Source organism: Aeromonas sp. (assembly GCF_051657805.1).
Taxonomy (GTDB): Bacteria; Pseudomonadota; Gammaproteobacteria; order Enterobacterales; family Aeromonadaceae; genus Aeromonas.
This window is the reverse complement of the sequence record NZ_JBOFLJ010000021.1, coordinates 49,717-62,897: the sequence shown is the minus strand read 5'-3', so window position 1 is coordinate 62,897 and position 13,181 is coordinate 49,717. Positions and strand designations below refer to the sequence as shown.

Annotated in this window: 11 protein-coding genes; 8 read left to right on the top strand and 3 right to left on the bottom strand. The window is 63.6% G+C overall.

All coding sequences use genetic code 11. The features are described from left to right. Positions 1 to 110: 110 nt before the first annotated feature. Positions 111 to 1,778: an electron transfer flavoprotein-ubiquinone oxidoreductase gene (locus ACRCYW_RS07605; protein ID WP_438549520.1), complete on the bottom strand. Its 1,668-nt coding sequence runs from the start codon at positions 1,776 to 1,778 to the stop codon at positions 111 to 113. Between the two features lie 125 nt (positions 1,779 to 1,903). Here ACRCYW_RS07605 and ACRCYW_RS07600 point away from each other — a divergent pair, with 125 nt between their 5' ends. The 5 genes from ACRCYW_RS07600 (at position 1,904) to aroG (ending at position 7,619) form a co-directional block, all read left to right on the top strand. Beyond that, complete coding sequence (locus tag ACRCYW_RS07600; protein ID WP_438549519.1) at positions 1,904 to 2,656, top strand: electron transfer flavoprotein subunit beta/FixA family protein; 753 nt, start codon at positions 1,904 to 1,906, stop codon at positions 2,654 to 2,656. After that, positions 2,653 to 3,582, top strand: coding sequence for an electron transfer flavoprotein subunit alpha/FixB family protein (locus tag ACRCYW_RS07595; RefSeq protein WP_438549518.1), 930 nt, complete (start codon positions 2,653 to 2,655; stop codon positions 3,580 to 3,582). Before ACRCYW_RS07600 ends, ACRCYW_RS07595 begins: the two co-directional genes overlap by 4 nt. A 236-nt stretch (positions 3,583 to 3,818) precedes the next feature. Next, positions 3,819 to 4,907 (top strand): 3-phosphoserine/phosphohydroxythreonine transaminase, encoded by a 1,089-nt coding sequence (gene serC, locus ACRCYW_RS07590; RefSeq protein ID WP_438549517.1) that lies wholly within the window; start codon positions 3,819 to 3,821, stop codon positions 4,905 to 4,907. Positions 4,908 to 5,079: 172 nt separating this feature from the next. Continuing rightward, positions 5,080 to 6,363 (top strand): 3-phosphoshikimate 1-carboxyvinyltransferase, encoded by a 1,284-nt coding sequence (aroA, locus tag ACRCYW_RS07585; protein WP_438549516.1) that lies wholly within the window; start codon positions 5,080 to 5,082, stop codon positions 6,361 to 6,363. A gap of 200 nt (positions 6,364 to 6,563) precedes the next feature. After that, on the top strand, positions 6,564 to 7,619 hold the full coding sequence (gene aroG, locus ACRCYW_RS07580) for a 3-deoxy-7-phosphoheptulonate synthase AroG (RefSeq protein WP_438549515.1): 1,056 nt from the start codon (positions 6,564 to 6,566) through the stop codon (positions 7,617 to 7,619). 103 nt (positions 7,620 to 7,722) lie between these two features. Here the strand turns inward: aroG and ACRCYW_RS07575 are convergent, their stop codons facing one another. Beyond that, the gene (locus ACRCYW_RS07575; protein ID WP_438549514.1) at positions 7,723 to 8,451 is read right to left on the bottom strand and encodes a TerC family protein; all 729 of its coding nucleotides are present in this window, start codon (positions 8,449 to 8,451) and stop codon (positions 7,723 to 7,725) included. 116 nt (positions 8,452 to 8,567) lie between these two features. Between ACRCYW_RS07575 and ACRCYW_RS07570 the strand changes: the two genes are divergently transcribed. The 3 genes from ACRCYW_RS07570 (at position 8,568) to ACRCYW_RS07560 (ending at position 11,831) form a co-directional block, all read left to right on the top strand. After that, positions 8,568 to 9,680, top strand: a complete 1,113-nt coding sequence (locus ACRCYW_RS07570; protein WP_438549513.1) for an ATP-NAD kinase family protein — start codon at positions 8,568 to 8,570, stop codon at positions 9,678 to 9,680. A gap of 108 nt (positions 9,681 to 9,788) precedes the next feature. After that, positions 9,789 to 10,067: a YfcL family protein gene (locus tag ACRCYW_RS07565; RefSeq protein WP_438549512.1), complete on the top strand. Its 279-nt coding sequence runs from the start codon at positions 9,789 to 9,791 to the stop codon at positions 10,065 to 10,067. Positions 10,068 to 10,166: 99 nt separating this feature from the next. After that, positions 10,167 to 11,831 carry an AMP-binding protein gene (locus ACRCYW_RS07560; RefSeq protein WP_438549511.1) on the top strand — a complete coding sequence of 555 codons (1,665 nt, stop codon included), beginning with the start codon at positions 10,167 to 10,169 and terminating at the stop codon, positions 11,829 to 11,831. A gap of 122 nt (positions 11,832 to 11,953) precedes the next feature. Here ACRCYW_RS07560 and cdd read toward each other — a convergent pair whose 3' ends face one another. Further along, the gene (gene cdd / locus ACRCYW_RS07555; RefSeq protein WP_438549510.1) at positions 11,954 to 12,835 is read right to left on the bottom strand and encodes a cytidine deaminase; all 882 of its coding nucleotides are present in this window, start codon (positions 12,833 to 12,835) and stop codon (positions 11,954 to 11,956) included. Positions 12,836 to 13,181 lie beyond the last annotated feature (346 nt).

Here is a 13,181-nt window from a genome sequence, read left to right as displayed (position 1 = left end):
GAGGATGATGCAGCCTCTCCCCATCCTGTTGATCCGCCTGGGATCCGGCATATAGCTCTCTGGGGCTGAGTATCCCTGATGTCACAGAGGCCTTGAGTAGTCAGAACCAGTCACATATTGGGATAGTTGGGACCCGAGCCCCCCTGCGGCGGCGTCCAGACGATGTTCTGGCTGGGATCCTTGATGTCGCAGGTCTTGCAGTGGATGCAGTTCGCCGCGTTGATCTGCAGGCGAGGCTGGCTCTGCGTGGCCAGGGGCTCGGCCTCCACTATCTCAAAGACGCCTGCGGGGCAGTAGCGCTGGGCGGGCTCGGCCCAGGTGGGCAGGTTGACGGTCACCGGTATGCTCGCATCCTGCAACTTGAGGTGACAGGGCTGATCCTCGTCGTGGCTGGTGTTGGCGAGATAGACGGAGGAGAGCTTGTCGAAGCTGAGCTTGCCGTCCGGCTTGGGGTAGAGGATGGGCTGACAGCGGCTGGCCAGACGCAGCTGGCGATAATCCGGCTCCTTGTCCAGCAGGGTGAGGGGGGAGCCGTTCGTTGACTTGCTGAACAGACGCTGCTCCAGCCAGTTGAAGGCCCCGCCGAGCCAGGGGCCCCAGCGATGCAGGGCGGCGCCGAAGTTGCGGGCCGTCTTCAGCTCGCTCGCGAGCCAGCTCTGCTGCAGGGCATCGCCGAATTCGGCCAGATCCCGACCCCCCTCATCGCCGCCGTGCAAACTCATGGCGACCGTGCTGGCCGCCAGCATGCCGGACTTCATGGCGGTGTGGATGCCCTTGATGCGGGAGAAATCCAGGGTCCCGGCGTCGCAGCCGATGAGCAGGCCGCCGGGGAAGTGCATGCGGGGCAGCGAATGCCAGCCCCCCTTGGCGATGGCGCGGGCGCCGTAGCTGATACGCTCACCCCCTTCCAGGGTCTGGGCGATGAGGGGGTGGTGTTTGAGACGCTGAAACTCGTCGAAGGGGCTGAGCCAGGGATTCTGGTAGTTGAGATCGACGATGAGGCCGACCGCCACCTGGTTGTCCGCCAGATGATAGAGATAGAAGCCCCCCTGGCTCTTGTTGCCCCCATCCTCGTTGAGGGGCCAGCCGCTGCCGTGCAGCACCCGGCCGGGGTGAGACTGGCCGGCGGGCACCTGCCACAGCTCCTTGAAGCCGATGGCGTAGTGTTGCGGCTGAGGGCCGTTTTCCAGGTTGAATTCCTTGATCAGCTGCTTGCCGAGGTGACCGCGGGCCCCCTCCGCGAACAGGGTGTAGCGGCCATAGAGAGCCATGCCGGGCACGTGATCCGCCTTGGGGTTACCGTCTCTGTCCAGCCCGAGATCCCCGGTGATCACCCCCCTTATTTTTCCCTCTTCCAGGATAAGCTCGCTGGCGGCGAAGCCGGGGTAGATCTCGACCCCGAGGGCTTCCGCCTGCTTGCCGAGCCAGCGGCAGAGGTTGCCGAGGCTGATGATGTGGCAGCCGTCGTTGTGCATGCGGGGCGGCACGGCCCAATCGGGCAGTTGCAGGGCGCGGCGCTCGTTTTGCAAGAGGTGCACCCGATCGTCGCTCACCGCCACCCCGAGGGGGGCCTGTTGCCAGCTGTCCGGCAGCAGCTCCTCGAGGGCGACGGGGTCGAGCAGGGCACCGGAGAGTAAATGAGCTCCTACCTCGGCCCCCTTTTCCAGCAGGCAGACCGACAGCGCCGGGCTTTGCTGCTTGAGGGAGATGGCGGCGCTGAGGCCCGCCGGGCCGCCACCGACGATGACGATATCAAATTCCATTGCTTCGCGTTCCATCTTGCCTCTGTGCTCGACTTGGCCTAGGGTAGTGATGGTAGTTTACGTAAACGTAAACCATTTTGTAAGCACTAACACGCAAGTGTGCGCAATGGACTCACTCAACCGGTACGAGGAAGACCGACATGAAGCTGCTGGTCGCGGTCAAACGGGTCGTTGATTTCAACGTCAAGATCCGGGTCAAGAGCGATGGCTCCGATGTGGAGCTCGCCAATGTGAAGATGGGCATCAACCCCTTCTGCGAGATCGCGGTGGAGGAGGGGGTGAGGCTGCGGGAAGCCGGGCTGGCGAGCGAGCTGACAGTGGTCACCTTCGGGCCCGAGGCCGCGGCCGAGCAGCTGCGCCACGCCCTGGCCCTGGGGGCGGATCGGGCGCTCCACTATGTGACCGACGAGACCCTGAGCCCCCTCAAGGTGGCGCAGGGGCTGCAAACACTGTGCGAGCAGGAACAGCCGGATCTGGTGCTGCTCGGCAAGCAGTCCATCGATTCAGACAACAACCAGGTGGGCCAGATGCTCGCAGCCCTCAATGACTGGCCGCTCGCCACCTTCGCCTCCGCCATCAAGCGGGTGGACGAAGAATTGCAGGTGACTCGCGAGATAGACGGCGGCCTCGAGACCCTCGGCATGCCCTTGCCCGCCGTGGTGACCGTGGACCTGCGCCTGAATGAGCCGCGCTTCGCCTCGCTGCCCAATATCATGAAGGCGAAACGCAAGCCGCTGGAGAGCCAGCCCTTTGCGGCCCTCGGCCTCGATGCCGGGAGCGAGATCCGTGTGCTCGGGGTGATGGCCCCCCCGGCGCGCAGCGCAGGGATCCGGGTCGGCTCGGTGGACGAGCTGCTGAACAAACTCAAGAACGAAGCCAAGGTGCTGCCATGAGCGTACTCATCATTGCCGAACATCATCAGGGCCAGTTGGCCGACAGCGCCGCCCGCGTGGTGGCGGCGGCCGGGCAGCTCGGCGGCGAGGTGCACCTCTTGCTGCTGGGCCAGGGATTGACCGAGGCGGGGGAGCAGGCCGCCAGTCTGCAAAGTGTCGACAGGGTGCTGCTGGCCGAACATCCTCTGCTGGCAGAGGGGCTCAATGACGGGGTGGATGCCCTGCTGGCCCCGCTGGTGCGGGACTATCGGCACTGCCTGATGGCGGCGAGCAGCCAGGGCAAGGATCTGCTGCCGCGGGTGGCGGCCCGACTCGGGGTGGAGATGATCTCCGAGGTGACGGCCATCGAATCTGCCGATACCTTCCTGCGCCCCATCTATGCGGGCAACGCCATCGCCCGGGTGACGAGCTCGGCGTCCATCAAGGTGCTCAGCATCCGGGCCAGCGCCTTCGAGGGTGTGGATAAAGGGGGGAATCTGGCTCCCATCTCGTCAGTGCCGGTCTCAGATCTCAGATGCCGGACCCGCCTTATCGAGCGGCGAGCGGTGCGATCCGCGCGCCCCGAGCTCGGCGCGGCGCGGGTGGTGGTCTCGGGGGGCAGGGCGCTCGGTTCGAAAGAGCAGTTCGCCCTCATCGAGGCCCTGGCTGACAAGTTGGGAGCCGCGGTCGGCGCCTCCCGGGCGGCGGTGGACGCGGGCTTCGTCGCCAACGATCTGCAGGTGGGCCAGACCGGCAAGATAGTGGCGCCCGAGCTCTATATCGCCGTCGGCATCTCGGGGGCCATTCAGCATCTGGCGGGGATGAAGGAGTCCAAGGTCATCGTCGCCATCAACAAGGATCCGGAAGCCCCCATCTTTCAGGTGGCGGACTACGGCCTGGTGGGGGACTTGTTCAGCCTGCTGCCGGAGCTCACCGCCAAGCTGTGATGCCCTGACAGGATGCTGTAAAAAGGAGCCTGGCTGCGTATTTATGCCAGCAGCTGGCCATTTCTCTGCATGTTCTCTGCAAGCCCTGACCCGTTCAGGGCTTTTCTGCTCCCATCGCCTGGCCTGTTTGCCCAAAAAGGGTGCGCCAGATCCCAAAAAGCCTTTGCCCCCACGGGGGCCTCTCGTGTAAAACCGTTCAAGTCATCGATTACTCTCATCCATTCACGGAAAGCGTCATGAGCCAAAAAATTTACAACTTCTGCGCCGGCCCCGCCATGTTGCCGGTCGAAGTCATGGAGCGCGCCCAGCGCGAATTTTGTAACTTCCAGGGGCTGGGAGCCTCGGTCATGGAGCTTTCCCATCGCGGCAAGCCCTATATGGCGGTCGCCGAGAAGGCGGAGGCCGATCTGCGCGACCTGCTGGCGGTGCCGGACAACTACAAGGTGCTCTTCATGCACGGTGGTGGCCGCGGTCAGTTCTCCGCCGTGCCCATGAACCTGCTGGGTGGCGCCAACAAGAAGGCGGACTACCTGCTGACCGGGGTCTGGGCCGCGAGCGCCGTGGACGAGGCCCGCAAGTACGGCGACATCCAGACCGTCGACGGGGTCGCCAAGAATGCGCAGGGGATCACCCATCTGTTGCCGACCCCGGAGTTTCGCGCCGATGCGGCCTATGTGCACTACTGCCCGAACGAAACTATCGACGGCATAGAGATGTTCGACATCCCGGCCACGGGGGATGTGCCCCTGGTGGCGGATCTCTCCTCCACCATCCTCTCCCGTCCCCTCGACGTGAGCCGCTTCGGCGTCATCTATGCCGGCGCCCAGAAGAACATAGGCCCCTCTGGCCTCGCCATCGCCATAGTGCGGGACGACCTGCTGGATCAGGCCCGCGCCGATGTGCCGTCGATTTTCGACTACCGACTCACCGCCAAGAACGACTCCATGTTCAACACGCCGCCGACCTACGCCTGGTATCTGGCGGGCCTGGTGTTCGAGTGGCTCAAAGAGCAGGGGGGCCTCTCGGCCATGGAGGCGCGCAACAAGAAGAAGGCCGACTTCCTCTACGGCTATCTCGACGACTCCAGCTTCTATGGCAACCAGGTGGATGCGGCCTGTCGTTCCCGCATGAACGTGCCGTTCCAGCTGAAAAACGAGGCCCTGGACAAGCTGTTCCTTGCCGAGTCTGAGGCCGCCGGCCTGCTGGCGCTCAAGGGGCACCGCATCGTCGGTGGCATGCGAGCCAGCCTCTACAACGCCATGCCGCTTGAGGGCGTCAAGGCTCTGGTGAGCTTTATGGACGGCTTTGCCAAGCGCCACGGCTGAGGCGTTTTTCCCCATTGTGAGGCGCCGGGGACTCCCCGGCGTCTGTTTTTGTAGAGGATCCTGACCCTGAGTGCTCTTCGCCTCGTATTTGTGCCAAGCGCGGTATTGCCGCGCAGGGGCGAGGCTGTTAACGTCCGGTCAGGTGATTTATTTGAGGTCGTACAGGAAGTCTATGAATTCGTTGCGTCTGGAACCCATCTCTCGCGTGGCCGGGGTAGTCAATCTGCCTGGCTCCAAAAGTGTCTCTAACCGTGCCTTGCTGCTGGCCGCCCTGGCCCGCGGTACCACCCGGCTGACCAACCTGCTCGACAGCGATGACATCCGTCACATGCTGGGTGCCCTGACCCAGCTCGGGGTCAAGTACAAGCTCTCCGCCGACAAGACAGAGTGCACTGTGCACGGTCTGGGTCGCAGCTTCGCAGTCAAGGATCCGGTCAACCTCTTCCTCGGCAACGCCGGCACCGCCATGCGTCCGCTCTGCGCCGCCCTGTGCCTGGGATCCGGTGAATACATGCTGGGGGGGGAGCCTCGCATGGAGGAGCGCCCCATCGGTCACCTGGTGGATGCCCTGCGTGAAGCGGGCGCCCATATCCAGTACCTGAAGAAAGATGGTTATCCGCCCCTGGTGGTGGATGCCAAGGGGCTTTGGGGCGGCGATGTTCACATCGACGGCTCCGTCTCCAGCCAGTTCCTGACGGCCTTCCTGATGGCGGCCCCCATGGCGGCCGGTGATACCCGCATCCACATCAAGGGGGAGCTGGTCTCCAAGCCCTACATCGATATCACCCTGCACATCATGAAGCAGTTCGGGGTGGTCATCGAGCACGACGACTACAAGCTGTTCTACATCAAGGGTAACCAGAGCTATGTCAGCCCCGGCGACTTCCTGGTGGAGGGGGATGCCTCCAGCGCCTCCTACTTCCTTGCGGCGGGGGCCATCAAGGGCAAGGTGCGGGTCACCGGCATCGGCAAGCACAGCATCCAGGGCGACATCCACTTCGCCGACGTGCTGGAGAAGATGGGGGCTCGCATCACCTGGGGCGACGACTTCATCGAGGCGGAGCAGGCGCCCCTGCACGGCATCGACATGGACATGAACCAGATCCCCGATGCGGCCATGACCATAGCGACCACGGCGCTGTTCGCCGAAGGGCCCACCTCCATTCGCAACATCTACAACTGGCGGGTGAAGGAGACGGATCGCCTGCACGCCATGGCCACCGAACTGCGCAAGCTGGGTGTGGAGGTGGAGGAGGGGCACGACTACATCACGGTCACCCCGCCGACCAGCCTCAAGCACGCGGCCATCGACACCTACAACGATCACCGCATCGCCATGTGCTTCTCCCTGGTGGCCCTGTCGGACACCCCGGTGACCATCAACGATCCGGGCTGTACCTCCAAGACCTTCCCGGATTACTTCGACAAGCTGGCGGGGATCAGCCAGGCCGTCTGATCTCGTGCTCGTTGTCATCCAGGAGGCCCGCCACAGTGCGGGCCTCCTGCTTTCCTGGCTGTTGCTAGCAGCATTGTGACAACTTGCAAGACTCCACTTAAAAATACTTTATCCATGAATGTAATTTTCTATTTACACCACTTCGATGGAGGAATAGATTGGGATCACTCAATCGCAGTCATTTAGCAGGAAATATTGTCATGCAGCATCAAACCGACGACGTTCGTATCAAAGAGATCAAAGAGTTATTGCCTCCGGTTGCGGTGCTCGAGAAGTTTCCGGCGACTGAGACCGCCTCCTCTACGGTGTTTGAATCCCGTCAGGCCATCCATCAGATCCTGGCCGGTGAAGATCAACGTCTGTTGGTGGTGATCGGCCCCTGCTCCATCCATGACCCGGTCGCCGCCCTGGAATACGGCAAGCGCCTCAAGGTGCTGCGTGACGAGCTCAAAGGGGAGCTGGAGATTGTGATGCGGGTCTACTTCGAGAAGCCGCGCACCACGGTCGGCTGGAAGGGACTCATCAACGACCCTTACCTCGACAACAGCTGCCAGATCAACGACGGCCTGCGCATCGGTCGCAAGCTGCTGCTGGATCTCAACGACATGGGGCTGCCCACCGCCTCCGAGTTCCTCGACATGATCACCCCGCAGTACATGGCGGATCTGATGAGCTGGGGCGCCATCGGCGCGCGTACCACCGAATCCCAGGTGCACCGTGAGCTGGCCTCCGGCCTCTCCTGCCCGGTGGGCTTCAAGAATGGTACAGACGGCACCATCAAGGTGGCCATCGACGCCATCGGCGCCGCCAGCGCGCCCCACCACTTCCTGTCGGTGACCAAGTTCGGTCACTCCGCCATCGTCTCCACCGCCGGCAACCCGGACTGCCACATCATCCTGCGCGGTGGCCGCGAACCGAACTACAGCGCCGCCCACGTGAGCGAGGTGGTGAAGGGGTTGGACAAGGCCGGTCTGCCACAGAAGGTGATGATCGACTTCAGCCACGCCAACAGCAGCAAGCAGTTCAAGAACCAGATGCTGGTGGCCGAGGACGTGGCCGGTCAGCTGCGCGCCGGCAGCCGGGCGGTGTTCGGCGTCATGGTGGAGAGCCACCTGGTGGAAGGACGACAGGATCTGGTGGATGGGTGCGAACTCACCGTCGGTCAGAGCATCACGGATGCGTGCATCGGCTGGGCCGACACCGAGGTGCTGCTGCGCAACCTGGCGGATGCGGTGGCCACCCGCAACGCACTCTGAATCGCTGGCGGCAAGCCCGCTCACCATTCAAGGCAGATAAAAAAAGCGCGACCTCGGGTCGCGCTTTTTGTTGGCACAGCGTTTGGCATCAAGCCGCGTCGGCTTATTTTGCCTTGGCGCGGTCCTGATGGTCCCGCAGGCGGATGTTGATCATCTCCACCACCAGTGAGAAGGCCATGGCGAAGTAGATGTAGCCCTTCGGAATGTGCAGATCCAGCCCCTCGGCCATCAAGGCCACCCCGACCAGGATCAGGAAGGAGAGGGCCAGCATCTTGATGGTGGGGTGGGCATCGACGAAGTCGCCGATAGCCTTGGCGGCGAACATCATGACGCCGACGGCGATGACGATGGCCAGCACCATGACGGGCACGTGATCCGCCATGCCGACCGCGGTGATGACGGAGTCTAGGCTGAAGATGATGTCGAGGATGGCGATCTGCACCAGGGTCGACAGGAAGCCGGCGGCCTTGCTCACAGAGCTCTGCTCATCGGCGGCCCCCTCCAGGCTGTGGTGGATCTCGTGGGTACTCTTGGCGATGAGGAACAGGCCCCCGATCAGCAAGATGAGATCCCGACCCGAGATGGCTTCCCCCAGCACGGAGAAGAGCGGCTCGGTGAGGCGCATCACCCAGGCGAGGGAGAGCAGCAGCAGGATACGGGTCCCCATGGCGAGGCCGAGACCCAGGATCCGGGCCCGCTGGCGCTGGGCTTCCGGCAGGCGCCCCACCAGGATGGAGATGAAGATGATGTTATCGATACCCAGCACGATCTCGAGCAGGGTCAGGGTGGCGAGCGCGACCCAGGCGGAGGGGTCAGCAATCCATTCCAGCATGATTGAACCTTGGTTGAACTTTGGATGACGGTTGAAACTGCGCATTCTATCAGGCGCCCCCGGCTTGTCCCATAGCGCCGAACAGATAAAATGGCGGCGAGCAGAGGGAGGGAATCATGTTTCGTTTAGGGCTTATTATCAATCCGGTCGCCGGCATCGGCGGGGCCGTGGGTCTCAAGGGCAGTGACGGCGTGGTGGCCGAGGCGCTGGCGCGGGGCGCCGTGCCCAAGGCCCAGGAGCGGGCCCGTCAGGCCTTGTTGCCCCTGTGCAGTCTGAGTGCCTCCTTCGAATTGCTGACGGTCGGGGGGGAGATGGGGGCAGATCTTGCCGCCTCGCTGCGACTGCCCCATCGCATCCTTCATCACCCCGCCTCGCCGAGCAGCGCCGCCGACACCCGCACTGCCGCCGCCCTGATGCGCGACGCCGGGGTGGATCTGCTGCTGTTCGCCGGCGGTGACGGCACAGCCCGGGACATCTGCGCCGCCGTGGGGGAGTCCTGCCACGTGCTCGGCATCCCGGCGGGGTGCAAGATCCACTCCGGGGTCTACGGCGTGACCCCCGCCGCCAGCGGCCGGGTGGTGGCCAGGATGATCGGAGGTGAGCTGCTGAGCCTGGTGGACGCCGAGGTGGTGGACATCGACGAGGAAGCGTTTCGGGCCGGCAAGGTGCGCGCCCGTCACTATGGCCAGATGCAGGTGCCCGGGGATCTGCGCTACGTGCAGGCGACCAAGCAGGGGGGCAGGGAGTCCGAGGAGCTGGTGCTCGCGGATCTCGCCGCCGGCGTGGTGGAGGAGATGGAGCCGGATACCCTCTATCTGATGGGCTCCGGCAGCACGGTGGCTGCCTGTATGGGGGAGCTGGGTCTGGAAAATACCCTGCTCGGTGTGGATCTGGTGGAAAATGGCCGGCTTATCGGGCAGGATCTGTCCGCCACGGACATCCTGACCCGGATCCGTGGCCGTCGCTGCCGTCTGATCATTACCCTGATCGGTGGTCAGGGACATCTGTTCGGGCGCGGAAATCAGCAACTGAGTCCAGACGTGATCCGGACCGTCGGGCGAGACCACATTCAGGTCCTCGCCACCAAGAGCAAGCTGGCGGCCCTCGAAGGCCGTCCGCTGCTGGTGGACACCGACGATCCGGCGCTGAACCGGTCGTTAAGTGGTTATCTGCGCATAACCACAGGATACAAGGATCAGGTCATCTACCCGGTGGCCAACCCGGAATAGGACATCAAGGATGCGGCTGGCCTGGCGCCAGAGAGCCGCGATCAACCGGATCGCGGTTCCACTCCCCGAATTATTTTGCCGGCAATCCCGGAAATGAGGCTGCGTTAAATGACGATTCACGATTTTGAACACAAGTTGTTGGGACTGATCGACGCCATGGTCGCCACGGCCAGCGAAGACGAGCTGTTTGCGGGTGGCTACCTGCGCGGTCATATCTCCCTCGCCGTCGCCCGGGCCGAGCTGGAGGGCAAGACGCTAGTGCGGGATGTGAAGAGCTATGTGCTGCGTAGCCTGAATGAAGCCATCTTGCAGGGGGAGCTCTCCGAGCAGGACGAGGAGCTGGTGCAGGAGATGTGGAAACGCCTGCAACAACAGGCTGAAGCTTGATCCCATTCGCAGTTCAAACAGAAGTTTGAGTAATCTGCTTCCCTGAGTGTTATCAAAAGGTTAATAATGAGTCTTGCCTTTTGTTTCAGGGAATAAACTATGGCCTCCTCCTCACGCATTGCCAACAAACTGCCGCTCGAGATGCTCTATCACTGGGAGCGGCAGACGCCAGACCGAGTCTACCTTCGTCAAACCATCCACCGCGAATACGTCGATTTCACCTGGGGTGAGGTCGCGGATCAGGCGCGGCGCATGGTGACGGCACTGCGTGAGCTGGGGCTGGTCCCCGGCGACAAGGTGGCCCTGCTCTCCAAGAACTGCGCCCAGTGGTTCATCGCCGATCTGGCGATGCAGATGGGGCAGTATGTGAGCGTCCCCATCTACCCGACCGCCAATGTCGACACCATCGAATACGTGCTGCGCCACAGCGAGGCCAAGGCGATCTTCGTCGGCAAGCTGGACGACTGGAAGAGCCAGGAGGCGGGGGTGCCCGGCGACCTGCTGCGCATCGCCTTCCCCTACGACACCATGCCGGCGCCCCATCAGTGGGACGCGCTGCTCGATGCCCATGAGCCCATCCCCGACAGACCGCTGCAGGTGCCGGACGCTTTGCTGAGCCTGGTCTACACCTCCGGCAGTACCGGCAAGCCCAAGGGCGCCATGCTGAGCGTGGAGCGCTACGCCTGGTCCTGCGAGAAGCTGGTGGAGGCGGTCTCGCTGACGGACGCCGATCGCGGCTTCTCCTACCTGCCGCTCGCGCACATCACGGAGCGGGTCTACATCTACGGCGGCAGCCTGTTCAGCGGTGCCACCATCGCCTTCCCCGAGTCCCTCGACACCTTCATCGACGACGTCAAGCGCTGCCGCCCCACCGTCTTCATCTCGGTGCCGCGGCTCTGGGCCATGTTCCGCATCAAGATCCACGAGAAGCTGCCCCAGAAGAAACTCGCCCTGCTGCTCAAGATCCCGCTCATCTCGGGCCTCATCAAGGGCAAGCTGCAGAAGGGGCTGGGGCTGGATCAGGCGCGGGTGCTGGGCTGCGGCTCGGCGCCGGTGGCGCCTGCCCTGCTGGAGTGGTATCACAGCATAGGCCTCGAGATCACCGAGGCCTGGGGCATGACCGAGAACCACGCTTACTCCACCCTCAACTATCCGTTCAGAGCGGACAAGATAGGCTCCGTCGGCAAGGCGGGGCCCGGGGTGACCATCAAGATCTCCGACGAGGGGGAGATCCTCTGTCGCTGTGACGGCATGATGCTGGGTTACTATAAGGATCCCGAGCACAGCAAGGAGGCCATAGACGCCGACGGCTGGCTGCACACCGGCGACATGGGCAAGCTGGACAAGGAGGGCTACCTCACCATCACGGGGCGGATGAAGGATGTGTTCAAGACCGCCAAGGGCAAGTACGTGGCCCCCGTGCCCATCGAGGGGATGCTGGGGCAGGAGCCCCTCATCGAGCAGCTGTGCGTCATCGGGTACGGCATGCCGCAGCCCGTCGCCCTGGTGCAGCTCGCCGAGAGCGCCATGCGGGGGGACAAGGCCGCGGTCAACGCCCAGCTGGAGGCGGCCCGCAACCGGGTCAACGAGCAGCTGGAGCCCCACGCCAAGATCCGCGGCATCCTGGTGGTGAAGAGCCCCTGGAACATAGAGAACGGGGTGCTGACCCCCACCATGAAGATCCGCCGCCACCTGCTGGAGCAGAAGTACGCCGAGATAGGCGAGCGCTGGGGCGGGGCCGAGACCATCGTCTGGGAGTCCTGAGGGGGAGGGGGCTCTGTGCCCCCGTGCCGGCATCTGGCCAATGACTTCAACGCGCCAGAGTACTTAGAACACAAATGAAAAAGGGGAGCCATCGGCTCCCCTTTTTACGCTCAAGACATGGTTTAGACGGCCTTGTACTCCAGCTCCACCAGTCCCAACGCCCTGAGGGTGGACTGGGCGGCGTCTTTTTGGCTGATCTGGCCGGATTTGTTCTCCAGCAGCACGGCGCGGCGCACCGAGCCGAGCTCCTCGCCGTTGAGCACTGCGTGGGCGCAGGCCATCTGCATCGGCGGCAGGCTGGGGTTGAAGGCGGCGTTCTCCGCGTAGCGACCGCAGAAGATGCGACCATCCGCGAACTGCAGCGCCACCGCGGCATAGCCCTGGCTGTAGGGGGCATAGCTCTGGCGGGCGGCGGCGAGGGCGGCCTGCCAGAGGGGGTCGTCGGTTTCCAGCACCAGCTCATCGTGGGCCTGGGGGCTCATCAGGGCATCGGTGATGTCGAGATCGGCGGGGCCGAAGGAGTGGGGCAGGAAGGCCTGCAGCTCGCTCAAATCGTCCGGCAGGGAGACCTTGAGGGTCTTGGCGGTGCTCAGCTCGTTCATGAACTGGCGGCAGTGGCCGCAAGGGGTGTAGTTGACGGTGATCTCGGAGATCCCGGTCTCGCCGCCGAGCCAGGCGTTGGAGATGGCGGACTGCTCGGCGTGCACCGAGTGGAACAGCCCCTGGCCTGCGAATTCCATGTTGGCGCCGAAATACCAGGTACCGCTCAGGCCGCAGGCGATGGCCCCCACGAAGAACTTGGAGATGGGGGCGACCGAGCAGGCGGCGGCCAGTGGCAGCAGGGCCAGACGCAGGGCGCGATCCTCAAGGCCGGTGGCGGCTTTCAGGGTGGCGACTTGCGCCGGGGTAAAGCGGGCCTGAAAATCGTCTGCCAGCATGGGGCGCAAGGCCGCTTGCAGCGGGGCAGACAGGGTCTCGAATGGCTTGGCAAAACGGGGATGCATAATGTGTCCTCAAGGGCCAATTGGGGGGCCATTGTAGGGAGCAAGCGCACTGAAATGTGTGAGGGCGCTCACGCCTTGGTGGGCAAAGGACGATGGATGTTAAAGGAAACGTTTGTCTTGCGCAATCTGTGCGGCCGCTCCCACAAGGGGCGGGGGCATGGGCCGCTATCGGCGCCGGTTTGGAGCCTGAGTGAGGTGCCGGGTGCCCCAATGATCCCTCTCCTTGCGGGGCAGAGCGCTCCTGGCGGGGGTCAGGTAGGGCGAGAAGAGAGGTAAGATACAGGGATGGAAGGTCACGGGAGAGGTGCTGTGCCCTGGTTCACAGCATCCCCCCTTGTCCATTCAG